Source organism: Klenkia sesuvii (assembly GCF_037083825.1).
In the GTDB taxonomy this organism is placed as follows: domain Bacteria; phylum Actinomycetota; class Actinomycetes; order Mycobacteriales; family Geodermatophilaceae; genus Klenkia; species Klenkia sesuvii.
Map to the genome: position 1 here is coordinate 17,161 of NZ_JBAPLU010000019.1, position 24,933 is coordinate 42,093.

At 74.9% G+C, this 24,933-nt stretch carries 21 protein-coding genes and 2 tRNA genes; 12 read left to right on the plus strand and 11 right to left on the minus strand.

The features are described 5' to 3' along the window. Positions 1-4: 4 nt before the first annotated feature. Positions 5-1,552 carry a helix-turn-helix domain-containing protein gene (locus TEK04_RS16290; RefSeq protein ID WP_336405406.1) on the minus strand — a complete coding sequence of 516 codons (1,548 nt, stop codon included), beginning with the start codon at positions 1,550-1,552 and terminating at the stop codon, positions 5-7. A 132-nt stretch (positions 1,553-1,684) separates the two neighbouring features. Here TEK04_RS16290 and TEK04_RS16295 point away from each other — a divergent pair, with 132 nt between their 5' ends. Further along, complete coding sequence (locus TEK04_RS16295; protein WP_336405407.1) at positions 1,685-2,203, plus strand: nucleoside deaminase; 519 nt, start codon at positions 1,685-1,687, stop codon at positions 2,201-2,203. Beyond that, complete coding sequence (codB, locus tag TEK04_RS16300; RefSeq protein WP_336405408.1) at positions 2,200-3,492, plus strand: cytosine permease; 1,293 nt, start codon at positions 2,200-2,202, stop codon at positions 3,490-3,492. The genes TEK04_RS16295 and codB overlap by 4 nt, the downstream gene beginning before the upstream one ends. Before the next feature lie 40 nt (positions 3,493-3,532). Here the strand turns inward: codB and TEK04_RS16305 are convergent, their stop codons facing one another. Genes TEK04_RS16305 through TEK04_RS16315 form a run of 3 tightly spaced genes read right to left on the minus strand, consistent with a single transcriptional unit; the run spans position 3,533 to position 6,943 of the window. Beyond that, entirely contained in the window at positions 3,533-4,693 is a 1,161-nt protein-coding gene (locus TEK04_RS16305) for an acyl-CoA dehydrogenase family protein (RefSeq protein WP_336405409.1), read from the minus strand. Positions 4,694-4,696: 3 nt separating this feature from the next. Next, positions 4,697-6,721, minus strand: a complete 2,025-nt coding sequence (locus TEK04_RS16310; RefSeq protein WP_336405410.1) for an acetyl/propionyl/methylcrotonyl-CoA carboxylase subunit alpha — start codon at positions 6,719-6,721, stop codon at positions 4,697-4,699. A 36-nt stretch (positions 6,722-6,757) separates the two neighbouring features. After that, positions 6,758-6,943, minus strand: a complete 186-nt coding sequence (locus TEK04_RS16315; protein WP_336405411.1) for a hypothetical protein — start codon at positions 6,941-6,943, stop codon at positions 6,758-6,760. Positions 6,944-7,038: 95 nt separating this feature from the next. Between TEK04_RS16315 and TEK04_RS16320 the strand changes: the two genes are divergently transcribed. After that, positions 7,039-7,566, plus strand: coding sequence for a ferritin (locus TEK04_RS16320; protein ID WP_336405412.1), 528 nt, complete (start codon positions 7,039-7,041; stop codon positions 7,564-7,566). 13 nt (positions 7,567-7,579) lie between these two features. Here the strand turns inward: TEK04_RS16320 and TEK04_RS16325 are convergent, their stop codons facing one another. Continuing rightward, positions 7,580-9,193, minus strand: a complete 1,614-nt coding sequence (locus TEK04_RS16325) for a carboxyl transferase domain-containing protein (protein WP_432277348.1) — start codon at positions 9,191-9,193, stop codon at positions 7,580-7,582. Between the two features lie 83 nt (positions 9,194-9,276). On the opposite strand from TEK04_RS16325, the gene TEK04_RS16330 reads away from it, so the two are divergent. Further along, positions 9,277-9,873, plus strand: coding sequence for an SACE_7040 family transcriptional regulator (locus TEK04_RS16330; RefSeq protein ID WP_336405413.1), 597 nt, complete (start codon positions 9,277-9,279; stop codon positions 9,871-9,873). Between the two features lie 62 nt (positions 9,874-9,935). On the opposite strand, the gene TEK04_RS16335 is transcribed toward TEK04_RS16330, so the two are convergent. Next, the gene (locus tag TEK04_RS16335; protein ID WP_336405414.1) at positions 9,936-11,840 is read right to left on the minus strand and encodes a hypothetical protein; all 1,905 of its coding nucleotides are present in this window, start codon (positions 11,838-11,840) and stop codon (positions 9,936-9,938) included. A gap of 59 nt (positions 11,841-11,899) precedes the next feature. After that, positions 11,900-13,087: a hypothetical protein gene (locus tag TEK04_RS16340; RefSeq protein WP_336405415.1), complete on the minus strand. Its 1,188-nt coding sequence runs from the start codon at positions 13,085-13,087 to the stop codon at positions 11,900-11,902. 148 nt (positions 13,088-13,235) lie between these two features. Here TEK04_RS16340 and orn point away from each other — a divergent pair, with 148 nt between their 5' ends. Both orn and TEK04_RS16350 read left to right on the plus strand, forming a co-directional pair. Beyond that, entirely contained in the window at positions 13,236-13,880 is a 645-nt protein-coding gene (orn, locus tag TEK04_RS16345) for an oligoribonuclease (protein ID WP_336405416.1), read from the plus strand. A gap of 68 nt (positions 13,881-13,948) precedes the next feature. Next, a tRNA-His gene (locus TEK04_RS16350) sits at positions 13,949-14,024 on the plus strand. 242 nt (positions 14,025-14,266) lie between these two features. Here TEK04_RS16350 and TEK04_RS16355 read toward each other — a convergent pair. Next, positions 14,267-15,580, minus strand: coding sequence for an Ig-like domain-containing protein (locus TEK04_RS16355; RefSeq protein ID WP_336405417.1), 1,314 nt, complete (start codon positions 15,578-15,580; stop codon positions 14,267-14,269). A 170-nt stretch (positions 15,581-15,750) separates the two neighbouring features. On the opposite strand from TEK04_RS16355, the gene TEK04_RS16360 reads away from it, so the two are divergent. Then, a tRNA-Lys gene (locus tag TEK04_RS16360) sits at positions 15,751-15,823 on the plus strand. A gap of 66 nt (positions 15,824-15,889) precedes the next feature. Continuing rightward, entirely contained in the window at positions 15,890-16,246 is a 357-nt protein-coding gene (locus tag TEK04_RS16365; RefSeq protein ID WP_336405418.1) for a hypothetical protein, read from the plus strand. Here the strand turns inward: TEK04_RS16365 and TEK04_RS16370 are convergent. Further along, positions 16,233-17,387 carry an MFS transporter gene (locus tag TEK04_RS16370; RefSeq protein WP_336405419.1) on the minus strand — a complete coding sequence of 385 codons (1,155 nt, stop codon included), beginning with the start codon at positions 17,385-17,387 and terminating at the stop codon, positions 16,233-16,235. The two genes, TEK04_RS16365 and TEK04_RS16370, sit on opposite strands and share 14 nt — an antisense overlap. Before the next feature lie 41 nt (positions 17,388-17,428). Here TEK04_RS16370 and TEK04_RS16375 point away from each other — a divergent pair, with 41 nt between their 5' ends. Further along, positions 17,429-17,965, plus strand: coding sequence for a gluconokinase (locus TEK04_RS16375; protein ID WP_336405420.1), 537 nt, complete (start codon positions 17,429-17,431; stop codon positions 17,963-17,965). Positions 17,966-18,081: 116 nt separating this feature from the next. Here the strand turns inward: TEK04_RS16375 and pruA are convergent, their stop codons facing one another. Both pruA and TEK04_RS16385 read right to left on the minus strand, forming a co-directional pair. Then, a complete protein-coding gene (gene pruA / locus TEK04_RS16380; protein WP_336405421.1) occupies positions 18,082-19,707 on the minus strand; it encodes an L-glutamate gamma-semialdehyde dehydrogenase in 1,626 nt (541 codons plus the stop codon). A gap of 7 nt (positions 19,708-19,714) precedes the next feature. Further along, entirely contained in the window at positions 19,715-20,638 is a 924-nt protein-coding gene (locus TEK04_RS16385) for a proline dehydrogenase family protein (RefSeq protein ID WP_336405422.1), read from the minus strand. A 94-nt stretch (positions 20,639-20,732) separates the two neighbouring features. Between TEK04_RS16385 and TEK04_RS16390 the strand changes: the two genes are divergently transcribed. The 3 genes from TEK04_RS16390 to TEK04_RS16400 are packed head-to-tail and all read left to right on the plus strand — an operon-like array spanning position 20,733 to position 24,933. Next, positions 20,733-21,899 carry a PucR family transcriptional regulator gene (locus tag TEK04_RS16390; protein ID WP_336405423.1) on the plus strand — a complete coding sequence of 389 codons (1,167 nt, stop codon included), beginning with the start codon at positions 20,733-20,735 and terminating at the stop codon, positions 21,897-21,899. After that, positions 21,896-22,564, plus strand: coding sequence for a biliverdin-producing heme oxygenase (locus TEK04_RS16395; RefSeq protein WP_336405424.1), 669 nt, complete (start codon positions 21,896-21,898; stop codon positions 22,562-22,564). The genes TEK04_RS16390 and TEK04_RS16395 overlap by 4 nt, the downstream gene beginning before the upstream one ends. Then, positions 22,561-24,933, plus strand: coding sequence for a SpoIIE family protein phosphatase (locus TEK04_RS16400; protein ID WP_336405425.1), 2,373 nt, complete (start codon positions 22,561-22,563; stop codon positions 24,931-24,933). Before TEK04_RS16395 ends, TEK04_RS16400 begins: the two co-directional genes overlap by 4 nt.

The window sequence follows — 24,933 nt, forward strand, 5'->3', positions numbered from 1 at the left end:
CCGATCACCGCCCGCGGGGGCGTGGCCGCCGGTGCGGGCGGCCCTCGGCCGCCGGCCGGTCCGGGGGCGTCCGCGCCCGCAGGAGCGTCCACGCCGCCGTGGCGAGCACGAGGTGCTCGTGGGAGGTGGCGTCGTCCACCGGCCGACCCAGCAGCGCCTCGATGCGGGCCAGCCGCGCGTGCACCGACTGCCGCTGCACGTGCATCACCGCGGCGGTGCGGGTCGGGCTGGTGCCGTGCCGCAGGTGCGTCGCCAAGGTCGCCACCAGGTCGCTGCCGTGCGCGTCGTCCCAGCTCAGCAAGGGTTCCAGGGCATCGGCCACCAGGCCCGACAGCGCCCGGTCGTCCAGCCGGGACAGCAGGCCGGGCAGCACCAGGTCCCGGGTGACGCTCACCGCGCCGCCGAGCAGCGTGGCCGTGGGCAGGGCGTCCCGGGCCTCACGCAGCGACCGCCCGGCCTCCGCCACGGCCACGGCGGGGCCGACGGTGACCATCGCTCCCTCGACCGCCACCGTGGCCGCGAGCCGCCCCTCGGGGTCGGGCCGGTCGGGCACCGCCACCAGGCCCACGGCCTCCCCGCGCACCCGGTCGGCCAGCAGGTCCAGCCCGCCGGCGTGGGCGGCCGCCGCCCACCGGGCCACCACCAGGCGTGGGTCCGGGGTCGAGGCGGCCACGCCCACCACCCGTGCGCCGGGGGCGGGGTGGAACCGCGCCAGCCCCGCGCGGACCAGCAGCTCACGGGCCCCCGGCACCGCGTCGGCGAGCAGGTCGGCCAGCAGCGACACCGCCGGGTCGCCGGCCGACCCGGCGCCCGAGGCCGCGACGGCGACCGCCGCCACGCTCGCCAGCCGGGTCGCCAGGACGCGCAGACCCGGCAGGTCGGTACCGGGACCGGCCCCGAGGACGACCGCGCCCCACTCGACGTCCCACACGTGCACCGGCGCGCTGGTGACCGGCCGGCGCAGCAGCCGTTCGGTGGCCCGCTGGTCCCCCACGCCCGCGGCGGCCACCACCTGGCCCGACCTGGTGACCAGGGCCACCGGCCCACCCGTGGCGCCGGCCGCGCACGACACCACCGCCGGGATGCCCCCGCCCGCGGCCAGGGCGGCGTGCACCTGGTGCAGCACCTCGTCGGCCATCCGCAACCGCACCGCCTCGGCCACCAGGATGGCCTCGTTCGCCTCCTCGCAGATGCGGATGAACGGCACGACCTGGCCGAGCACGTACAGCGGGAGGTCGGCCCGGGTGGCCTCGTCCACGATCTCCCCGGGCAGGTCGGGCAACGAACGCCCCAGCTCCAGCAGCACCGCGCACACCCCGCGGGCGGCCAGCTCCCTGACCCAGTGCCGCCGCGCTCCTGCATCGACACCGGACAGGCCGAGGCCCGTCGTCAGCAGCAGGTCCCCGGCGGTCAGCAGCGGGCCGATCTCGTAGATCTCGCTCGAGTGCGCCCACCGGACCTGGGCACCGAGCTGGGTGTGCGGGACGGCGAGCACCGGGTGGGCCGCCTGCACGGAGGGCAGCAGCAGGAACTCGGCCAGGGTGAGCGCCACGGGACCTCCGACGATGTGTCCGGTTGCGCACCGACGATGTCCGACGCGGTGTCCGTTGTCGATCCCACCCGCGCTGACGATGCTCGGGTGACCGCCCCGGCCGCCCCGGGCGCGACCCCGAGGAGGCACCGCATGCAGAGCACACCGCCCACCACCCACCGGGCCCAGGACCGCGCCTGGCTCGACGTCGCCGTGGCCGAGGCCCGCGCCGGCCTGGCCACCGGCGGGGTGCCCATCGGGGCCGCGCTGGTCGGACCCGACGGGGAGGTCTGGGGCCGGGGCCACAACCGCCGCGTGCAGGACGGCGACCCGTCGGTGCACGCCGAGACGGCGGCCTTCCGCGCCGCCGGCCGGCGGGCCTCCTACCGCGGCACCACGATGGTCACCACGCTGTCCCCGTGCTGGTACTGCAGCGGCCTGGTCCGCCAGTTCGGCATCTCCCGGGTGGTCATCGGGGAGTCGCAGACCTTCACCGGCGGGCACGACTGGCTGGCCGAGCACGGCGTCGACGTCGTGGTCCTGGACGATCCGGCGTGCGTGGACCTGATGACCTCGTTCATCGCCGCCGCACCGCAGCTGTGGTTCGAGGACATCGGCGTCGAGGAGGCAGCCGGGTCGGCGGCCGGCACCGGGGCGGGGGCGACCCGGTGAGCGCCGGTGCCGACCTGACCACCCCGGTCGACGCCGTCGACCCGGACTACCCCATCGACCCGGTGCCCCGGGCGGCGCGCACGTCGCTGTTCTCCCTCGCCGTCGTCCTGCTGGGGTTCACGTTCTTCACCCCGACGATGCTCGCCGGGGCCCAGATCGGCGCCGCGTTCCCCGTGGGGGAGCTGGCCTGGGTCCTGCTGCTGGGCAGCGCCGTCCTCGGCGTCTACGTGGCGGTGATCGGTGGCATCGGCGCCCGCACCGGGCTGACCACCGTGATGATGTGCCGGTACGCCTTCGGCAGCCGGGGGGCCAAGCTCTCGTCGCTGCTGCTGGGCGGCACCCAGGTCGGCTGGTACGGCGTCACGGTGGCGACCCTGGCCGGGCTCACCGCCAGCGCGCTCGGCTGGGAGGGCCGGGGCAGCGAGGTGCTGCTGATGGTGCTGGGCGGCGCGGTCATGGGGGCCACGGCCTACTTCGGCTACCGCGGCATGTACGCCCTCTCGCTGGTGTCGGTACCGCTGCTGCTCGTGCTGGCCGGCTGGGTCACCTGGCGCTCGCTGGAGGAGGTCGGGGGCTGGAGTGGGCTGGCCGACGTGGTGCCCACCGAGACCATGACGGTGGCCGTGGCGGTCACCGTCGTCGTCGGCACCTTCGCCTCCGGCGGCACCCAGGCGCCGAACTGGACCCGGTTCGCCCGGACCCCGACCGCCGGCTTCTGGGCCTGCCTGGTGGCCTTCCTGGTCGGGCAGCTGCTCATGCTGGGGTTCGGCGCGGTGGGCGCGGTGGCCTTCGGCGAGGGCGACTTCGTCCTGGTGCTGTTCCAGCTCGGCCTGGTCGGGTGGGGACTGGTCTTCCTGGTGGCCAACCTGTGGACCACCAACGACAACACCGCCTACAACTTCGGGGTCGCCGGCGCCGAGATCGCGAACTCGCGGTCCAAGAAGCCCTTCGTCGTGGGCGGCGTGGTGCTGGGCACCCTGCTGGCCGTCACCGGCATCTACGACGGGCTGATCGCCTACCTGGTCTGGCTGGGCGTCCTGATCCCCCCGCTGGGCGGGGTGGTCATCGGCGACTTCCTCGCCCGGTGGCGGGGCGGGATGGTCGGCGGGCCGCGGGCGGCGGTCGAGTGGCGCAACGTGGGCGCCTACGCGGTCGCCTCCCTCGCCGCCTGGGCCAGCAACGAGACCGGGTGGGGCATCCCGCCGGTGATCGGGGTGCTGGTCGCGGTCGTCGGCGTCCTGGTGGTGCAGCGGGGACGGCGTCCGGCGCCGACCGACGCCACTCCCTGAGCCGGTCCGCCGCGGGGGCAACCGCCCCCGCGGCGGGTGCTCAGGCGCCGACGCCCAGGGAGCGGGCGATGAGCATGCGCTGCACCTCGCTGGTGCCCTCGCCGATCTCCAGGATCTTCGCGTCCCGGTAGAAGCGGGCCACCGGGAACTCGTTCATGAACCCGTAGCCGCCGTGCACCTGGGTGGCGTAGCGGGCGTTCTCCATCGCCATCTCCGAGCTGTACAGCTTGGCGATCGCGGCCTCACGCTTGAACGGCTCGCCGCGCAGCATCTTCTCCGCCGCCCGGTAGTAGGCCAACCGCGCGGTCGAGGCCCGCACCTCCATGTCGGCGACCATGAACTGGATCGCCTGGTTGCGGCCGATCGGCGATCCGAAGGCCTCGCGCTCGGCGGCGTACTTCACGCTCTCGTCGACGCAGCCCTGCGCCAGCCCGACCGCCAGCGCGGCGATCGCGATGCGGCCCTCGTCGAGGATCGAGAGGAACTGCGCGTAGCCGCGGCCCCGCTCCCCCACCAGGTTCTCCTCGGGCACCCGGACGTCGGTGAAGCTCAGCTCGCGGGTGTCGGAGGCGTTCCAGCCGACCTTGGAGTACCGCTGGCCGACGACGAAGCCGGGCGTGCCCGACGGCACGACGATCGCCGAGATCTCCTTGCCGCCGTCGGGCTTGGTGCCGGTGACCGCGGTGACCGTGACCAGCTCGGTGAGGTCGGTGCCGGAGTTGGTGATGAAGGCCTTGGACCCGTTGATGACCCAGTGGCCGTCCTCGAGCTTCGCCGTCGTCCGGGTGGACCCGGCGTCGGACCCGCCGCCGGCCTCGGTGAGCCCGAAGGCACCGAGGGCCTCCCCGGCGCACAGCCGGGGCAGCCACTCCTTCTTCTGCTCCTCGCTGCCGAACCGGAAGATCGGCATGGCGCCGAGGGAGACCCCTGCCTCCAGGGTGATGGCGACCGAGGAGTCGACCCGGGCCAGCTCCTCGAGCGCGACGCAGAGGGTGAAGTAGTCCCCGCCCGAGCCGCCGTACTCCTCGGGGAAGGGCAGCCCGAACAACCCCAGCTCGCCCATCTGCGCCACGATCGCGGTCGGGAACTCGTCGGCCTCGTAGAACGCCCCGATCTGCGGGCGCACCACCTCGTTCGCGAACTCGCGGACCATCGTCCGCAGCGCCTCGGTCTCGGTGTCCAGGCGGTAGTCCAGCGCCATTGCTCAGTCCCCCTCGGTCGCCCGTGGGGTCACCACGGCCACCTGCTCGTCCAACCGGACCTGGTGGCCGGTGGTCACGGGGAGCTCGGTGACCACGCCGTCGATCGGCGCGGTCAGCACGTGCTCCATCTTCATCGCCTCGACGACCAGCAGCGGGGTCCCCGCCACCACCTCGTCGCCGACCGCGGCCCGGACGACGGTGACCGTGCCCGGCATCGGCGCGGTCACCGCCCCGTCGGACACGGCTGCGGCACCTGCGCCGGCCGACCGCTCGACCAGCCGGAAGGGCAGCGCGAACCCCTCGATGCCCAGCCAGACCGTCCCGCCGTCGCGGGCGGCCACGTACCAGGTGGTCACGTCGCCGACCGTGACGGCCAGCCGCTCCCCCCGACGCCAGACCCGGGCCGGCAGCGCCTCGCCCTCGCCCACCCGGACCTCGGCGTCGGCCGCGCGGCCCCGGGTGCGCACGACCACCGGGTCGCCGCCGGGGACGACGAGCGTGCGCGGGGTCCAGGCGTGCTCGCCGACCCGCCACCCCCCGGGCACCGCCCAGGGGTCGACGACCACCCCGCCCTGCCCCCGGACCCCGCCCGCGGTCGCCCCGGCCGGCTCGTCGTCCAGCAGGAGCGCCAGCGCCACCGCGGCGTACGCCCCCGGTGGTGGGTCGTCGGCCCGGGTCAACGCCTCGCCGCGGCGCTCGATGAGCCCGGTGTCCAGGTCACCGGCGACGACGTCGGGGTCGGCGAGCAGGGCCCGCAGGAACGGCACGTTCGTCGACACCCCGAGGACGGCGGTGCGCCCCAGCGCGGCCACCAGCCGGCCCCGCGCGGTCTCCCGCGTGGGACCCCACGCGACGACCTTGGCCAGCATGGGGTCGTAGTCGGTGCCGACCACCCCGCCCTCGGCCAGCGAGCTGTCCACCCGGATGCCCGCACCGGCCGGCTCGGTCAGCGACACCACCGTGCCGGCCTGCGGCAGGAACCCGCGGGCCGGGTCCTCGGCGTAGACCCGGGCCTCGATCGCGTGCCCGTCGAGGGAGACGTCGGCCTGCTCGAGGGGCAGCTGCTCCCCCGCCGCGACGCGCACCTGCAGCTCGACCAGGTCCAGCCCGGTGACCGCCTCGGTGACCGGGTGCTCGACCTGCAGCCGGGTGTTCATCTCCAGGAAGAAGAAGTCGCGCGGGTTGTCGGCGTCGACGATGAACTCGACCGTGCCGGCGCCGGTGTAGCCGACGGCGGCCGCGGCGTCGACGGCCGCCTGCCCCATGGTGGCCCGCATGCGGGCCGACAGCAGGGGCGAGGGGGCCTCCTCGACGACCTTCTGGTGCCGCCGCTGCAGCGAGCACTCGCGCTCCCCGAGGTGGACGACGGTGCCGTGGATGTCGGCCATGACCTGCACCTCGATGTGCCGGCTATTGCCCACGTAGCGCTCCACGAGCAGCGTGTCGTCGCCGAAGGAGGACCGGGCCTCGCGCCGGGCACCGGCGATCTGCTCGGCCAGCTCGGACTCCTCGCGCACCACCCGCATGCCCTTGCCGCCACCGCCGGCCGAGGGCTTGAGCAGCACGGGGAACCCGGCCTCGACGGCGGCCGCGGCCACGGCGGCGTCGTCCATGCCCGGCTCGGAGGACCCGGGGACGACCGGGACGCCGGCGGCCCGCACGGTCGCCTTGGCCCGGATCTTGTCGCCCATCGCCTCGATCGCGGCCACCGGCGGGCCGATGAAGGTGATGCCGGCGGCCTCCAGGGCCCGGGCGAACTCGACGTTCTCGGACAGGAAGCCGTAGCCGGGGTGCACCGCCTGCGCGCCGGTGGCCCGGCACGCAGCGACGACGCGCTCGATCGACAGGTAGCTCTGCGCCGCCGGCGCCGGCCCGATCGGGACGGCGAGGTCGGCGACCTGGGTGTGCAGCGCGCCGGCGTCGGCGTCGCTGAACACCGCCACCGAGCGGATGCCCATGGAGCGGAGCGTGCGGATCACCCGCACCGCGATCTCACCGCGGTTGGCGACCAGGACGGTGGTGAACATCAGCCCACCACCGCCAGGGTGGTCAGCTGCGGGGGGTCAAGCGGCCTTGCCCAGCACCTTGTCCGCCTTGCCCACCTTGACCAGGCGGCGCTTCTTGACCGTGTAGCCCGGTGGGAGCGTGCCCTCGGCGAGCGCCCGCAGCGGGCAGCGCCCGCACCGCGGCTTGTCGACGCAGCACTTCTTCTTCGGCATGCGCTGCTTGGCCCCGCGCTTGTCCGGCACGCAGTGAGGTTAGCCATGCCTGCCCCGGAGCGGAAGGGGCCGGCGGGGACGGCCGGTACGGTCGCACCGACGTCCAGCCCCGAGGGAGAGAGACCGTGGCCGCCGAAGCCTTCGTCCACCAGCTCAACGTGCAGATCGGCAACGAGTTCGCCGCGCACCAGCAGTACGTCGCCTGCGCCGTGTACTACGACCAGCAGACGATGCAGCAGACCGCGCAGCTGTTCTTCGACCAGGCCGCCGAGGAGCGCAGCCACGCGATGATGATGGTGCGCTACCTGCTCGACGCCGACGCCGAGGTGCGCATCCCCGCCCTGCCGGCCCCGGTCTGCGACTTCGCCGACGTCGTGGCCCCGGTGGCGCTGGCCCTGGAGCAGGAGAAGCGGGTCACCCAGCAGATCAACGAGCTCACCGCGATCGCCCGCCGGGAGCACGACTTCGCCTCCGACCAGTTCATGCAGTGGTTCATCAAGGAGCAGGTCGAGGAGGTCAGCAAGATGAGCGACCTGCTGGCCGTCGCCCGGCGCAGCGCCCACGACGTCGAGCAGATCGAGGACTACGTGCAGCGCGAGGCCGCCGCCGGCGAGGGCACCGACCCCACGGCGCCGCGGGTCGCCGGCGCCTGAGCGGGGCACCGCGTCACATGCGGAAGACGCCATAGCCGACCTCCTCGAGAGCGGCGTGCGAGCACGCCGAGAGCGCGAGCCCGAGCACGGTCCTGGTGTCGGCGGGGTCGATGACCCCGTCGTCCCAGAGCCGGGCCGTCGCGTAGTAGGGGTGCCCCTGCCGTTCGTACTGCTCGCGGACGGGGGCCTTGAAGGCCTCCTCGTCCTCGGCCGACCACTCCTCGCCGCGGGCCTCGAGGCCGTCCCGGCGGACGGTGGCCAGCACCCCGGCTGCCTGCTCGCCGCCCATCACCGAGATGCGGGCGTTCGGCCAGGTCCACAGGAAGCGGGGCGAGTAGGCCCGGCCGCACATGGAGTAGTTGCCGGCGCCGAAGGACCCGCCGATGACCACGGTCAGCTTGGGCACCCGGGCGCAGGCGACGGCGGTGACCATCTTGGCGCCGTGCTTGGCGATGCCGCCGGCCTCGTAGTCGCGACCGACCATGAACCCGCTGATGTTCTGCAGGAACAGCAGCGGGACCTTGCGCTTGTCGCACAGCTCGACGAAGTGCGCGCCCTTGACCGCGGACTCGCCGAACAGGATGCCGTTGTTGGCCACGATCCCGACCGGGTGACCGTGGATGCGGGCGAAACCGGTGACCAGGGTCTGCCCGTACAGGGCCTTGAACTCCTGGAAGCGGCTGCCGTCGACCAGCCGGGCGATGACCTCGCGGACGTCGTAGGGCGTGCGGCTGTCCGGGGGGACGACGTCGTAGAGGGTCTCGGCGGGGTGGGCCGGCTCCTCGGTGGGGTGCACGTCCCACGGCGCGGGCGTGACCGGGCCGAGGGTGCCGACGATGCGGCGCAGGATCTGGAGCGCGTGCTCGTCGTCCTCGGCAAGGTGGTCGGTGACCCCGCTGGTGCGGCTGTGCAGGTCGCCCCCGCCCAGGTCCTCGGCGGTGACCACCTCGCCGGTGGCGGCCTTCACCAGCGGCGGGCCGCCCAGGAAGATCGTGCCCTGCTCGCGGACGATGACCGCCTCGTCGCTCATCGCCGGGACGTAGGCACCGCCGGCGGTGCAGGACCCCAGGACGGCGGCCAGCTGCGGGATGCCGCGGCGGGACAGCTGCGCCTGGTTGTAGAAGATCCGGCCGAAGTGGTCGCGGTCGGGGAAGACCTCGTCCTGCCGGGGCAGGAAGGCGCCGCCGGAGTCGACCAGGTAGAGGCAGGGCAGCTCGTTCTGCAGCGCCACCTCCTGGGCGCGCAGGTGCTTCTTCACCGTCATGGGGTAGTAGGTGCCGCCCTTGACGGTGGCGTCGTTGGCCACCACCACCACCTCGCGGCCGGCCACCCGGCCGACGCCGGTGATGATGCCGGCGGCCGGGGCGTCGCCGTCGTAGAGGCCGTGCGCGGCCAGCGGGGAGAGCTCGAGGAAGGGGCTGCCGGGGTCCAGCAGCGCGTCGACCCGGTCCCGCGGCAGCAGCTTGCCCCGGTCGGTGTGCCGGGCACGTGCGCGGTCCCCGCCCCCGAGGGCGGCCTGCCGCAGCTGCTCGGCGAGGTCGTCGACCAGCTCCCGGTGCCGGGCGGCCCACCGGACCGCGGCGTCGGGGTCGGCCGGCGGGGCACTGCTCAGCACCGGTGCGTCCACCCCGGGATGTTAACCACGGTTCACGTCGGGGGTCCACTGCGACGCGTGCACACAGGTACCCGGCGGGGCCCTAACCTGAGGGGGTGACCGCCGAGCCCGACAGCGCGCTGCACGCCGACGCGGCGCGCCCCTCGCGGCGGGAGCAGATCCTGCAGGCGGCTGCCCGGCTGTTCGCCGAGCGCGGGTCACGCAGCGTCGGGGTGGACGACATCGGCGCCGCGGTCGGGGTCACCGGGCCGGCCATCTACCGGCACTTCGCCGGCAAGGACGCGATGCTGGCCGAGATGCTGCTGCGCATCAGCGAGCGGTTGCAGGCCGGCGCCGAGCAGGTGGTGGCCGCCGCGGGGGACGACCCCCGCGACCAGCTCGCCGCCCTGGTCGCCTTCCAGGTCGACTTCGCCCTGGACAACCCGGCGCTCATCACCGTGCAGGACCGGGACCTGGGGGCCCTGTCGGCCGACGACGCGCGACAGGTCCGCCGGCTGCAGCGCCGCTACGTGGAGCAGTGGGTCGCCGTCCTCACCGCGCTGGACCCCGACGCCAGCACGCCGGCCTGCCGGGCGCGGGCCCACGCGCTCTTCGGCCTCATCAACTCGACCCCGCACAGCGGCGGCCGGCTCTCCCGCGCGGCGATGGTCGCTCTGCTGACCACGATGGCCACCGCGGCCGCCACTGCCTGACCCGGCAGGCGCCGGCACCGGGTCCGCAGGTGCCAGCAGGTGCCAGCAGGTGCCAGCGAGTGTCAGCGGGTGGGGTCGAGGTCCAGCGCGTCGTCGGCCAGTTGCTGCAGGGCGCCGTCCGCGCCGGGCTCGCCGACCCAGGAGGTCTCCACGACGACCGCGACGTCGTCGACGACCTGGCTGGCGTACTGGGCCGAGGACAGCGCCTCGGGACCACCCTCGTAGCGCGACCCCTCCCGGAGCAGGTCGCTGACGTTGCCGGTGCCCGAGACGTCGGTGAGCGACAGCAACGCCTGCGCGCGCGCCGGGTCGGGCATCGCCACCCGGGAGACCGACACCACGGCCTGCTGGCCGCCCACCTCGGCCGACCACAGCGAGCGCGAGAGCCCCGCGCAGTCGGTGGTGGAGAAGAAGCCGACCACTGCCCCGTAGGCGTGGCCGCGGCAGGTGCTGTCGTAGGAGGTGACCTGCAGGGTGTAGTCGGTCTCCCCGCCCTGCTGCACCGTGCCCACCGGGAGCGCGGTCGGCGTGGTGGGGCCGCTGGCGGTGGTCGTCGGGGCCGTCGTCGACGCGGTGGCCTCGGTGGACCCGCCGTCGTCGGACCCACCCGGCCCACCGCTGACCAGCACGGCACCCAGCCCCACGAGCAGCACGGCCAGGACGGCCGCGACCGCGAGCACGGCACGCCGTCGACCGCGGGGGGACGGCGGGTCCCCGTCCCGCACCCCTGCCGGAGCGGGGGCCGGGGCGGGCGTGCGCGGCGGCTCGCCGTCCGCGACCCCGCGGGCGCCGAAGATGCCGCCGATGCCGCCGGTCTCGTCGGCGGCCGGCGGCTCGGCGTCGGGCCAGGCCGCCGCGCCGTGCGCCTCGGCGGAGGACGGCTGGCCGGGCGCGACGGGCCGGATCTGCTGGGTGGCCTGCCAACCGGGGCCCGGCTCCGCCGGTGCCGGCCCAGCTGGTGCCGACTCCGCTGGTGCTGGCTCGGCTGGTGCCGACTGCCCGGGGGCACGGTCGGCGCCGGACGACCCCGTCGTCCCCGGGCCCGGCAGCGCGACGGTGTCCCCGCCGCTGGTGCGCAACGCCTCGGGCAGCTCGGGGTGGGCGTCCTGGCGGGCGGCGGCCGCGGCGGCCAGCGCCGCGGCCGCCGCCGGGTCGACGAGGGGGCGCCCGGCGTCGGGACGGGCCCAGGGGTCGTGCCCGGGCACGGGGGCGAGCGGCGAGGGCGCGCCCGCGGTGGGGCCGGCGGTGGGCCCGGCCGACCGGGTCGCCGGCTGGCTGGCCAGGGTCGCCGGCGCGAGGAGCTCGCGGCGACGCAGCACGTAGGGCGAGTAGGGGAAGCCCTCGCCGTTGAGCTCCTCGACGGCGGGGCTGCGGCCACCCACCCCGAGGGCCTCCAGCGCGGCCCGCACGTCGGCCGTCGTCCACAGGCGGGGGTTGTCGGTGCCGGTGTAGCGGCTGGCCCGCGCGATGCCCAGCAGGAGCGACCGCGACTCCAGCAGCGACACCTGGTCACCCTCGCCGAGGTCCCCGTCGGCGGGGACCAGCCCGCTGAGCTGGCCGTGCAGCACGGTCAGCCGGGCGATGCGCCCGGGCTCGAGCCCGGCCCGGCGCAGGCGCACCGCGACCTCCATGCCTGCCCGCATGAGCCCGTCGAGCGGGGTCGACCCGCCGCCGGCCAGCTGGAGGACGTCGCCGGGACCGGCGCCCGGCCCGATGGTCCAGGACCCCTCCGGCAGGACGGTGACCACCCCGGCCTGCCGCACCACCTCGACGACCCGCACGACGGCGACCCCCTCGGGCACCAGCACGACGGCGTCGCTGATCCGGCGGTCCATCGGGCCGTCGGACAGCGCCAGGGAGGCGACCAGCGCACCGCGCACCGAGCCACCGGTGTCCCAGCCGGCCAGCTCGGTGAAGAAGGCCCGCTCGGCAGCGGTCTCGAGCCCCGAGGGCGTGAGGATCAGCACCGCGCCTCCTCGTGGGTCATCGCGTCGACGTTACGACATCGCGGCGACCCGCCGGTCGCTCATCGGGCTGGCGCGCCGCTCGCCCCGGGTTCCGCGGACACCGACGGCGTCGACCAGCGCACCCACCACCGGCTGCTCGCCACCCGGTCGACGGCGGCCCACAGGAGGGCGAAGCCCAGGCAGACGAACGGTGCCGCCGCCCACTCCCACGGCGGGACGACGGCGAGGAACTCCTGCAGGAAGGCGGCCAGGAAGACCGCGGCGGCCACCGGCACACCCGCCAGCCAGCCGGGCACGCGCCAGGTGACGGCGCAGTCCACCAGCACCGCGCCCACGACCAGCATCACCGGCAGCACCGAGGGCGGGAACCCGGTGGCCACGAGCAAGCCCCAGACGACGGCCCGGTAGGCCAGGTAGGTGCCGACCAGGACCGTCGCCGTCCAGCGCTTGCCGACGACCCTGCGCGCCACCACGAGGGAGAGCAGACCGGCGCAGATCAGCCAGGTGGGGTGCACCCACGGCGGCACCGGGAGCATGAAGCTGGTCGGCGAGGAACCCTGGGCCGCGGCGAAGTCCAGCAGCTGCGGCTCGGCGGTGGTCTGCCCGGCCCGGTAGTCGGCCAGCGACAGCACGCCGTACTCCTGGTGCTGGTTGGGGAACAGCACGTTCTCGACGAAGAACAGCCACAGCCCGAGGTGCACGAGGGTGCGCACCCGGCCCGGTGCGGCGTACAGCCACCAGCCACGGATCGCCCCCGCCAGCATGATCGCGGTGCCGACGTACAGGATCATGTGGCTGGGGCTCCAGCTGGTGATGTCGAGCCCGTTGACGCGGTGGTTGACGATGTCGACCGGCACCGCGACGAGGAACGTCGCCGTGCCCCACTGCATCCAGCGCAGGGCGCGCCGGTCGACCCCGCGACCGCTGTAGGTGTGCACCACCACCAAGGCCACGACCAGCACCGTGCCCGCCGAGTTCAGCAGGTGCGGGGGCGCCAGGTCGTCGCGCAGCCACTTGAAGTGCCACGACACGTCCCACGAGGACCCCAGCATCTTGAGCGCGAACGCCAGCAGCCAGCCGCCGTAGAGCCAGCGCAGCTCCGGCTCGGTGGTGGGCCGTCCGGGCGCACCGGGGGTCATGGCGTAGGCCCACAGCCACCGCAGGGCGGCGACGGGGTGGCGCAGCGCGGCGCGCACCGACGGCGGCGCCGGTCGAACGGCGGCGGCCGAACGGGTGTCCAAGGTCATGGGAGCAACTCCTGCCGTGGGCGAGACCGCAGCGTATCGGCGTCCGGCCCGCGGGTCAGCACTCCCGAGTGGCGGATGGTGCGTTTCTGGCGTATGGGCCCCAGCGGTGCGCGCTGGTCGGCGGCGGGGGTGCGTACTGTCGCCAGCCGTGGCAGGCAACGGAGCGCACAACCTGGTCTGGATCGACTGCGAGATGACCGGGCTGGACCTGGCCCGCGACCAGCTGATCGAGATCGCCGTCGTGGTCACCGACTCCGAGCTGAACGTGCTCGACGAGGGCCTGGACGTCGTCATCCACGCCGACGACGACGCGCTCGCCGGCATGGACGACGTCGTGGTGGCCATGCACGCCAAGTCGGGCCTGACCGAGGCGGTGCGCGCCTCGACCACCACGCTGGCCGAGGCCGAGCAGCAGGTGCTGGCCTACGTCAAGCGGTTCGCCCCCGAGCGCCGCACCGCCCCGCTGTGCGGCAACTCCATCGGCACCGACCGGGGTTTCCTCGCCCGCGACATGCCGGCCCTCGACGACCACCTGCACTACCGCATGGTCGACGTGTCCTCGGTCAAGGAGCTCGCCCGCCGCTGGTACCCCCGGGTCTACTTCAACCAGCCCCCCAAGGGGCTGGCCCACCGCGCGCTGGCCGACATCCTCGAGTCCATCCGCGAGCTGGCCTACTACCGCGGGGCCGTCTTCGCCCCGGCGCCGGGCCCCACCACGGAGCAGGCCCAGGCCGCCGCGGCCGCGGCCACCGACACGTACTCAGCGCTGCTGACCCCTCCGCAGCAGGGCTGAGCCCTCCGGTACTCTTCTCGACGGCCCGCCTCGCGCGGGTCGCACCGACCGCCCGCTCGCGGGCGACGGTGGGTGTAGCTCAGCTGGTAGAGCGCCAGGTTGTGATCCTGGATGTCGCGGGTTCGAGTCCCGTCACTCACCCCATGGAGCCCCCGGTCATCTCGTGGCCGGGGGTTCTGCCGTCCCGGGCAGTGCCCAGCGCACGATCACCCCGGGCCAGGTGCGGTCTCCGCTGCGGTGAGGCAGCAACCGACCCGTGCTGATCACCGGACCGGGCGTCCGCCCTGCGCCTGGGCCCCGGTCGGCCGGTGCCCGCTCGGGTCCTGCCCCAGGACGTCGACAGGCCCCCGATCCCTCGCGGATCGGGGGCCTGTCGGCGTACGGGGTCACGGCAGGGCGCTGCCGGCCACCCACTGGTCCCACGGGATGGCCCAGTCGTAGATGTCGCCGTCGACCCGGGACAGGGTCGGGCCGACCGAGTTGACCACCTCGACGACGTCGCCGGGCTGGCTGAAGTCGTAGAACCACTGCGCCCGCTCGGTGGACAGGTTGATGCAGCCGTGCGAGACGTTCGACGACCCCTGCTGGCGGACCGACCACGGGGCCGCGTGCACGAACTCGCCGTTGTTGGAGATGCGGGTCGCGTACTGGACGTCGGTGCGGTAGCCACCGGGGGCGTCGACGGCCAGCCCGAAGGTCGAGGAGTCCATGGTGATGTCGGCGAACTTCTCGAGCACCACGTGCGGGCCATTGCGGGTCGGGTTGGCGGAGCTGCCGGCGCTCATCGGGTAGGTCTGCACGACCTGGTCCCCGGAGGAGACGGTCAGGGTGTGCGCTGCCGCGTCGGCCACCGACACGTGCTTGGCCCCCACGGTGAAGGACACCGTGCGGTTCTTCTCCCCCCACACGCCGTCGCCCATGTCGACGCCGTAGAGGTTCGCGTCGAGGGTCACCTCGGTGTTGGCCGGCCAGTAGGTGGAGGGGCGGAAGTGCACCTCGCTGTCGCTGATCCAGTTCCACCGCCCGTCGGTGGGGGTGCTGCTGGTGACGACGAGGTCGCGCTCGACCTCGGCCTTGTTGACCACCGGCTCGTCGAAGAAGACCCGGATGGGCATGCCCACGCCCACGGTGGTGCCGTCGAGCGGGCCGATCGAGGGCGTGCTCAACGAGCCGGGCACGACGGTGGTGAACGACCCGCTGGCGTCGGACTCGACGCCGTCGGCGTTCTCGGCCACGGCCCGGACGGTGTAGGTGCTGCCGTACCCCAGCGGCGCCGACGGGGTCCAGGTGGTGGTCACCCCGGCCGCCGAGGTCGCCGGGGTGGTCTCGGCCGTGGCGGACTCACCCGCGGCGGACTCGCCCGCAGCAGGATCGGCCGTGGCGGGGTCGGACGTCCCGGGCTCCGGCGTGGACGGTGCCGTCGCCTCGACGACCGTGCCGGCCACCGGGGTGCCGGTCGCGTCGGTGACCGTGATGCCGGTGACCGAACCGCCGACGACGGTGGCCTGCAGCGCGGTGGCCGGCGAGACGTCGGTGGCGCCGTCGGCCACCGACAGCGTGACCGCGGCCGGCTCGGCGGGGGGTGTGGTGGATGCGGCGGACCCGCCCCCGTCGGCGTCGGGACCGCAGCCGGCGAGCACCACCAGCACCCCGGCAGCGCCCAGCGCGAGCACGGAACGACGATCGATCTGCAGGACCACCTAGGACTTCCCCCCTACCGGGCCGGGGCGCGGGTGTGCCACCAGCCGTCGTCGTCCAGTGTGCGCCTCGGTGCTGACAACTCGCTGTCATGCAGGCCACGCCACCCCGGCTCGCCCCGGCCGACGGGGGCCGTGTAGTGTTCTGCCGGTCGCCGCGACGTGGTGGCACCGCGCCATTAGCTCAATTGGCAGAGCAGCTGACTCTTAATCAGCGGGTTCGGGGTTCAAGTCCCTGATGGCGCACAGTCCCGATCGGCCCCGTCCTCACCGGCGGGGCCGTTCTGCTGTCCGGACCCGGGGAGGGGCGCCATGAGCACCGCCGAGGAAGGGCGCCGCCGCGCCGAGGAGCACCTGGCCCTGGTCGCCGCGGGACGGCAGGACGACGCCGACGCCGTGCTCGCCTCGGCCACCGACCTGGCCGGCATCACCTACCTGGGTGCTGCCTTCACCGTGCTGTCGCGCAGCGGAGCACGGGAGCTCTCGCCGGCCCAGCGCGCCCAGGCCACCGGCCGGCACATGCGGTTGGCCACCCAGCGCGACGCCGCCGGCCGCGATCCCGAGGCGCTGCGGCCCTGGCTGCACGCCCTGGCCCGGGAGGCCGCGCTCGTCCAGCACATGCAGGCTCTCGCGGCCGCCCGCGCCGCCGCCCCGGTCAGCGACGACTGACCCGCACCGCCAGCGGCAGCGCCAGCACCACGAGACCGGCCAGCACCGCGTAGGCCAGCTCCAGCCCGACCGCGGCCGCCACCACCCCCACCGCGAGGGCCCCCAGCCCGGTGCCGGCGTCGAAGGCGGCGTTCCACACCGCGCTGGCCGTCGTCGTCCCCCGGTCACCCGCGCGGGCCATGGCCACCACGAGCGTGGTGTTCTGCGAGCCGCCGTAGGCCATCCCGAACACCGCCGCCCCCGCGAGCACCAGGGCGTCGACGTCGAGCCCCGCCGCCAGCAGCACCAACCCGACCACGCCGAGCGCCAGTGCGCCGGGCAGCAGGAGGTGCGTGCCGTACCGGTCGGTCAGCACACCACCGGCCCACCGGCACAGCGCGCCGGTGAGCCCGAACACCAGCAGCCCCACCGTGGCGACGGCGCCGTCGGGGCGGGCGATCGGCAGGAAGGTGACCACCCCGGCCCCGGCGAGGGTGACCACCAGCAGCACCGCCGACGGGGGTGCTGCTGCGCGCACCGCCGGGCCGACCGGGTCACCGGAGGGCGCGGTGACGGTGCTGGGCACAGCCCGCACCAACCGCGGCACCGCGAGCAGGCCGAGCACCGGCAGCACGGCGACCGCCACCACGACGGGGAACCGGTCGGACAGCACCAGTGCCACGCCGCCGGGTGTGGCGGCCAGGGTGGGCAGGCCGAGGGCCAGGCCGTACAGGCCGAGGGACTCCCCGCGCCGGGACGGCGGCACCACCCGGGCGGCGATCGTCGCGCCCAGCACGGTCAGCACGCCGAACCCGGTGCCGCGCACGGCCGACACCGCGCACAGCCAACCCACCCCGTCCTCGACCAGGTACAGGGGCGCCGGGGCGCCGATCGTCAGCAGGCCACCGGCCAGCACCGCCCCGAGGCCGAACCGGCCGACCAGCCGCGGGACGGCCAGCTGGGTCAGCACGGTGGCGGCGAGGAACACCGTGGTGACCAGCCCGGCGGCCGCGACGCCGGCGCCCCCGCGGACGGCGTAGGAGGGCAGCGCGGCCAGGGTCACCGCGTAGCTGGTGAACCCCAGCAGCGACGCGGCCAGCAACGCCCGGACGGCGGAGGACCGCCACACCGGGCCCGTCTCCTGCTCCGCCGCCTCGTCCATCTGCAGCCGCGATCATCCCCCGACACCGATACGGTCGGGCCATGGCCGACACCGCTCCCCCGCCGACCACCGTCACCGTCGTCGTCATGGGGGTGTCGGGGACCGGGAAGTCGACCGTGGGGGTGGGCCTCGCCGAGGCCCTGGGCTGCGACTTCGTGGAGGGCGACGACCTGCACCCGCCGGCCAACGTGGAGAAGATGAGCTCGGGCACCCCGTTGGAGGACCAGGACCGGTGGCCGTGGCTGCGCGCGGTGGCCGACCGCATCGGTGCGCACGAGGCAGCCGGCACCGACCTGGTGATCACCTGCTCGGCGCTCAAGCGGTCCTACCGCGACCTGCTCGGTGACGGGCACCCGTCGGTGTGGTTCGCCCACATCGACACCCCGCGCGACGTCCTGGTCGAGCGGCTGCGGCAGCGGAAGGGCCACTACATGCCCGGGTCGCTGCTGGACAGCCAGCTGGCCACGCTCGAGCCGCTGGCCGCCGACGAGCCCGGCCACGCCTACTCCGGCCAGGGCTCCGCCCAGCAGACGGTCGACGCCCTCCTCGCCGAGCTGGAGACCGAGCGCCGGAGCTGACCACAGCCCGTCCCGACGACGGGAGGGGCCGAGGAACGAGGTCTCCTCCCCGAGGAGGGAGCGGACCGGCTCAGCGCAGCCGGGGACGGCCGTTGGCCGCGGTGTGACCCGGAGGGTCACAGTTGATAGGGGTACCGGTGGTCCCGCGGCGGGGCGAAGGTCTCCTTGATGACCCGGGTGCTCGTCCAGCGCTGCAGGTTCTGCGGGGCGCCGGCCTTGTCGTTGGTGCCCGACGCGCGGGCCCCGCCGAAGGGCTGCTGGCCGACGACGGCGCCGGTGGGCTTGTCGTTGACGTAGAAGTTGCCGGCCGCGTTGCGCAGCGCCCGGGTGGCGTGCGCGATGGCGGCGCGGTCCTGGGCGATGACCGCGCCGGTGAGGGCGTAGGGGGCCACCGACTCCATCTGGGCCAGGACGGCGTCGTGGTCGGCGTCCTCGTACACGTGGACGGCGAGCACCGGCCCGAAGAACTCGGTGCGGAACACGTCGTGCCCGGGGTCGGTGCCCTCGAGCACGGTGGGCCGCACGAAGTACCCCTCCGCGTCGTCGCAGGTGCCGCCGGCGACCACGGTGAGCGCGTCGTCGGTGCGGGCCCGGTCCAGCACGCCGGAGAGCTTCGAGAAGGACGTCGCGTCGATCACCGCGCCCAGGAAGTTCGAGAAGTCGGTGACCGGACCCATCGGCAGCGAGTCGACCAGCCCGGCGAGGTCGTCGCGCAGCTTCGTCCACAGCGAGCGGGGCACGTAGGCGCGCGAGGCCGCCGAGCACTTCTGCCCCTGGTACTCGAAGGCGCCGCGGACCAGCGCGGTGCGCAGCACCTCGAGGTCGGCCGACGGGTGGGCGAAGACGAAGTCCTTCCCGCCGGTCTCGCCCACGATGCGCGGGTAGGTGCGGTAGTCGGCGATGTTCTGCCCCACCGTGCGCCACAGGTGCTGGAACACCGCGGTCGAGCCGGTGAAGTGGATGCCGGCCAGGTCGCGGTCGGCGAGCACGACGTCGGAGACCGCCACGCCGTCGCCGGGCAGCATGTTGACCACGCCGTCGGGCAGCCCGGCGGCCTCGAGCAACCGCATCAGCTGGTGGGCCGCGAACTGCTGGGTGGGCGCGGGCTTCCACACCACGGTGTTGCCCATCAGCGCGGGCGCGGTGGGCAGGTTGCCGGCGATGGCGGTGAAGTTGAACGGGGTGACCGCGTAGACGACGCCCTCCAGCGGGCGGTGGTCGACCCGGTTCCACACCCCGGGCGAGCTGACCGGTTGCTCGGCGTGGATGCGCTGGGCGAAGTGCGCGTTGTAGCGCCAGAAGTCGGCCAGCTCGCAGGCGCTGTCGATCTCGGCCTGCTGGGCGGTCTTGGACTGGCCCAGCATCGTGGCGGCGTTGAGGGTCTGCCGCCACGGCCCGGCCAGCAGGTCGGCGGCCTTGAGGAACACCGCGGCGCGGTCGTCCTGGGAGAGCTCGGCCCAGCTGGGGGCGGCGGCCTTCGCGGCGGCCAGCGCGTCGCGGGCGTCGTCGCCGGTGGCGTGCGCCGACGTCCCCAGGACCTGGGCGTGCGCGTGCGGGGCGACGACGTCGAACGGCGCGCCGCCGGCCATCCGCTGCCGGCCGCCGATCGTGGCGGTGAGCTCCTCGGGCGAGGCCGCCAGGCGGGTCAGCTCGGCCTGCAGCGCGGTGCGCTCCGGCGAGCCGGGGGCGTAGTCGAGCACCGGCTCGTTGCGCGGGGCGGGGACCTGGGTGATGCCGTCCACGGGGTGATCAGCCTTTCACGAGGGAGCGGAGGAAGAACTGCAGGTTGGCCGGGCGCTCGGCCAGCCGGCGCATGAAGTAGCCGTACCAGTCGGCGCCGTAGGGCACGTAGGTGCGCACGGTGTGCCCCTCGCGGGCCAGCCGCCGCTGCTCGCCGGTGCGGATGCCGTGGAGGAGCTGGAACTCGTAGCTGTCGGCTGCGCGGCCGGTCTCGTGCACCAGCTCCAGCACCCGGGCGATCATGGCCGGGTCGTGGGTGCCGGCCATCGGGTAGCCCTCGCCCCGGAACAGGACGTCGAGGCAGCGCAGGTAGGCGGCGTCCACCTCGGCCCTGTCGGTGAAGGCCACGGTGCGCGGCTCGGCGTAGGCACCCTTGACCAGCCGCACCCGGGAGCCGGCGACGGCCAGGTCGCGCGCGTCGGCCTCCGTGCGGTGCAGCGCAGACTGCAGGACCGCACCGGTGCCCGGGTGCTCACGACGCAGCTCGGCGAGGACGGCGAGGGTGGAGTCGACGGTGGTGTGGTCCTCCATGTCCAGGGTCACCGTGGTGCCCAGCGCCGTGGCCGCCTCCGCGACCGGCCGGACCAGCTGCAGCGCCAGGTCGTGCCCACCGGGCAGCGCCTGGCCGAACGCCGACAGCTTCACCGACACCTCGGCGGCCGAGCCGAGCTGCAGCGGGGCCAGCGCGTCCAGCAGCGCCAGGTAGGCGTCGCGGGAGGCGACGGCCGCGGCGCGGGAGGTGATGTCCTCACCCAGGTGGTCCAGCGTGACGGCCAGGCCGGCCGACCGCAGCGCCCGGACGGCGGCCAACGCGTCGGGCAGCTGCTCCCCGGCGACGAACCGGTCGACCACCCGGCGGGTGACCGGGGTGCCGACGACCACGCGGCGCAGGCCGGGTCGGCGGGACGCGACGAGCAGGGCCTGACCGAGCACGGGACCTCCAGCAGCAGTGGGTGACTGGAACCTAGGAGGGGTGCGGCGGCCATCGCCACGGACAGCTGTCGGGATCCGTTCGTACGATCGTCTGGTGCGCGACGACCTGCAGGAGATCGTGGACGAGGTCTCCCGCCTGCTCGACGCGCCCGCGACGCTCGAGGACCCCGACTTCACCCTGCTGGCCTTCTGCGCCCAGGGCGACGAGGCCCTGACGGGTCTGGACGCCGTGCGCACGCGGTCGATCCTGACCCGCGGGTCCACCGCCGACACCCGGCGCTGGTTCGCCGGTTTCGGCATCGACCGGGCCACCGGCCCGCTGCGCACCCCCGCCGACCCGGACGCCGGCATCCTCACCCGGCTGTGCCTCCCGGTGCGGCACCGCGGTCGGCTGCACGGCTGGCTGTGGCTGCTCGACGAGGGCCGCACCGACCTCGAGCACCCGGACCAGCCCGGCCTGGCCGAGGCCCGCCGGCTGGCCGACCGGGCCGGCGAGCTGCTGGCCACCCGGCCCGGCAGCGACGACGCGGCCGACCTGCACCCGGCCCTGGCCGGGGACGAGCCGGCCACGCACCGCCTGGCCGACCGGCTGGGCGCGGACACCCCGGTCACCCTCGTGGCGCTGCGGCCCGGTGAGGCCGGGTTGCCCGGCACCTGGGTGCCACCCGGCGCCGGTGCGCGCAGCGCCGCCGTGGGGCCGCTGGTCGCCGTCCTGCTTCCGCTGCCGCACGTGGCCGACGACCGGCCGGCGGTGGCGCTCTCCGCGGCGGCCCTGCACCGGCTGCCCGCGGGCAGCACCGCCGGGGTGGCCGCACCGCGTCGGGGGTGCCGGTCGCTGCCGGCCCAGTGGCGCGAGGCGGTGGACGCCGCCCGGGTGGCCGCGGTCGAGCCCGCGCTGGCCCCGGTCGCGTCGTGGGGGGAGCTCGGGGCGTGGCGCCAGGTCGTGCAGCTGGCCGGCCCGGACCCGGCGTTCGCGGCGCTGCTGGAGGACCCGGTGCTGACCCGCACCGCCGAGGTGTGGCTGGACCGGGCCGGGTCCCCCCAGCGGGCAGCCGCCGAGCTGGTCGTGCACCGGCAGACGCTGTACTACCGGCTCGGCCGCATCGCCGCCCTGACCGGGCTGGACCTGGCCGACGGCGGCGACCGGCTGGCCCTGCACCTGACCCTGCGCAGCGCCCGGCTGACCGCCGGTGACCACGGCTCGCGGACGACCGCGCGGGGGTCAACTAGGGTCGACGGTCTGATGAGGGGGGACCGATGACGCACGACCCCGGCCCCGACCCGCAGTCCGCCGCCGACGTCATGCTGCGGCTGCGCACCGCGACCACCGACGAGCACCGCGAGCTCGAGGGCACCCTCGACCTGCTGGACCCGGACCTCACGCCGCGGCGGCTGGGCGCCGTGCTGCAGCGCATGCACGCCTTCTGGGTCGAGGTGGAGGCCGGGTTGGACGCCTGGGCCGCGACCGAGCCCGCCGACGCCGCCGCCGTCGAGTGGGCCGACCGCCGGCGCGCGCACGTCCTCGCCGCCGACCTCGCCGCCCTGGGCGGCACCCCCGACCCCACCCGGCCCGCCGACGTCCCCGTGCCGGGGACCACCGACGAGGCGCTGGGGACGCTCTACGTGCTGGAGGGCTCGACCCTGGGCGGGGTGTTCATCGACCGGCACCTCGCCGGCCTGCCGGCCATGGCCGGGGTCGGGCCCCTGGCGTCCTTCAGCCCGTACGGCGAGGCGACCGGCGCCCGGTGGGCCGCCTTCCGGCGCGTCACCCGCGACCACGTGGCCCGCGGCGGCGACGCCGACGCGCTCGTGTCGGCGGCACGACGTACCTTCCGATCCATGGCGCTGTGGTGCCGCGACGTCCAGCAGAGTGCGTCGCCGTCCCCCGCCGATCCCACGCGACCCGGTGGAGGTGTCCCCGCGTGACGGAGACCCAGCCCGTGCAGTGGTTGGCCCCAGGCACCCAGGTCGACCTGTCCAACTGCGAGCGCGAACCCATCCACGTCCCGGGCAGCATCCAGCCGCGCGGGGTGCTCATCGCCGTCAGCGAGCCCGACCTGGTCGTCGAGCAGGTGTCGGCGAACCTGGCCGACGTCGTCGGCACGGCGTGGGAGACCGCCCTCGGCCGCCCGCTGGCCGAGGTCATCGGCACGGTGCCGGCGCAGGCCGTGGCACGCAGTGCGGCTGCCTTCGGCGACCTGCGCGAGCGCAACCCGGTCGAGCTGACCCTCGACCTCGACGGCACCCCGGTGCCGGTGGACGCGATCCTGCACCGCGCCGTGCACGGCCCGGCGGGAGCCACCCAGCACCCGGGCGAGGGTGTCGGGCAGGCGCCGACCACCAGCCTGGTCGTGGAGCTCGAACCGGCCTTCGGCCCCCGGCCGTTCAGCTTCCCGAACACCTACCAGGCCGTGCGGAGCACCATCGCCGAGCTCAACCGCACGACCGACCTGCAGGCCCTGTACGACACCACCGTCGAGGCGGTGCGCAGCCTCACCGGCTTCGACCGCGTGATGCTGTACCGCTACGACGCCGACTACAACGGCGAGGTGGTCGCCGAGGCGCAGCACGGCGGGTTGGAGACCTTCCTCGGGCTGCACTACCCCGCCTCGGACATCCCGGCGCAGGCGCGTGCGCTGTACGAGAAGAACTGGATCCGGCTCATCTCGGAGGTGCCCTACACCCCCGCGCCGATCCACCCGGTCGACCACCCGGCCACCGGCCAGCCCCTGGACCTCACGTTCTCCACGCTGCGCAGCGTCTCCCCGATCCACGTGGAGTACCTGCTCAACATGGGCGTCACCGCGTCGATGTCGCTGTCCCTGCTGCGCGACGACAAGCTGTGGGGGCTCATCGCGTGCCACCACTACAGCGGTCCGCACGCCCCGCCCTACGCCACCCGCGCGGCCGCCGAGTTCCTCGGCTCCACCCTGTCGCTGCGGTTGGTCGACCGGGCCGCCGAGGAGGAGGTGCGCCGGGCGCTGCGGGCGCGCTCCACGCTGGCCTGGCTCACCGCGGCGACGCTCGACGAGGAGCGGCCGCTGGCCGATGCCCTGCTCGGCACCCCCGACCTGCTCGACCTGGTCGACGCCGACACCGTGGTGGTCGACCTGCAGGGCCACACGGCGCTGCGCGGTGCGCCGCTGGCCCCCGAGCTGCACGCCGCGATCGCCGGCTGGGCCGCCGACCGGGCGGCCGAGGTGGCCGCCACCGACAGCTTGGTGGCCGACGCCGCCGCCCTGGCGATCCCCACCGACACCGTCTGCGGTGCGCTGGTGGTGCCGCTGCCCGACGGCCAGTACGTGCTCTGGGCCCGGCAGGAGAAGATCCGCACCGTGGACTGGGGCGGTGACCCCACCCGCAAGGCCGACGTCGTGGTCGAGGGCGACGAGGTGCGCATCTCCCCGCGCAAGTCCTTCGCCCGGTGGGAGGAGACCGTGCGCGGCCGCTCCGAGCCGTGGACACAGGCCGAGCTGGCCGAGGCCAAGGAGCTGCGCCACAACCTGCTCGAGGCCCTCTACGCACGGTCGCGCCGGGTGGCCCGCGCCGCCGAGACGCTCCAGCGCAGCATGCTGTCCGAGCCCCCGCAGCCCGACCACCTGCAGATGGCCGTGCGCTACGTCCCGGCCGCCCGCGAGGCCGAGGTCGGCGGCGACTGGTACGACGTGTTCGTGCAGCCCGACGGCGCCACGATGCTGGTGATCGGCGACGTCGTGGGCCACGACACCGAGGCAGCCGCGGTCATGGGCCAGCTGCGCGGCCTGCTGCGCGGCATCGCCTACGACACCGGCGACGGGCCGGCGCAGGTGCTGCGCCGGCTCGACCACACCGCGGCCGGGCTGCAGATGGACGCCATGGCCTCGGTGCTGGTGGCCCGCCTCGAGCAGACCTCCGACGAGAAGGGCGAGGGGGTCACCCGGCTGGTCTGGTCCAACGCCGGGCACCTCCCCCCGGTGGTGCTGACCCCCGAGGGGTCCACCGAGCTGCTCGACGCCGACCAGCCGGACCTGCTGCTGGGCGTGCAGCCGGCACTGCCCCGCCAGCAGCACGAGGCGGTCCTGGCGCGCGGCTCGACGGTGCTGCTCTACACCGACGGGTTGGTCGAGCGCCGCGACCAGGTCTTCGACGACGGCATCACCGACCTGCGCCGGCGGTTGTCCGCGCTCGGCGACCTCCCGGTGCACGAGCTGGTCGACGCGCTGCTGGGCCAGCTGCTGCCCGAGCGCGCCGAGGACGACGTCGCCCTGCTCGCCGTCCGCATGCACCAGCAGGACCGCCCGCGTCCCGACCGGTGA

Excerpts from the sequence above, each read along its gene's own strand:
- TEK04_RS16295 (WP_336405407.1), top strand. The coding sequence starts at position 1,685 with ATGCAGAGCACACCGCCCACCACCCACCGGGCCCAGGACCGCGCCTGG.
- TEK04_RS16340 (WP_336405415.1), bottom strand. The coding sequence starts at position 13,087 with ATGACCTTGGACACCCGTTCGGCCGCCGCCGTTCGACCGGCGCCGCCG.
- TEK04_RS16370 (WP_336405419.1), bottom strand. The coding sequence starts at position 17,387 with ATGGACGAGGCGGCGGAGCAGGAGACGGGCCCGGTGTGGCGGTCCTCC.
- TEK04_RS16395 (WP_336405424.1), top strand. The coding sequence starts at position 21,896 with ATGACGCACGACCCCGGCCCCGACCCGCAGTCCGCCGCCGACGTCATG.
- TEK04_RS16305 (WP_336405409.1), bottom strand. The coding sequence starts at position 4,693 with ATGGCGCTGGACTACCGCCTGGACACCGAGACCGAGGCGCTGCGGACG.
- TEK04_RS16375 (WP_336405420.1), top strand. The coding sequence starts at position 17,429 with ATGGCCGACACCGCTCCCCCGCCGACCACCGTCACCGTCGTCGTCATG.
- TEK04_RS16310 (WP_336405410.1), bottom strand. The coding sequence starts at position 6,721 with ATGTTCACCACCGTCCTGGTCGCCAACCGCGGTGAGATCGCGGTGCGG.
- TEK04_RS16365 (WP_336405418.1), top strand. The coding sequence starts at position 15,890 with ATGAGCACCGCCGAGGAAGGGCGCCGCCGCGCCGAGGAGCACCTGGCC.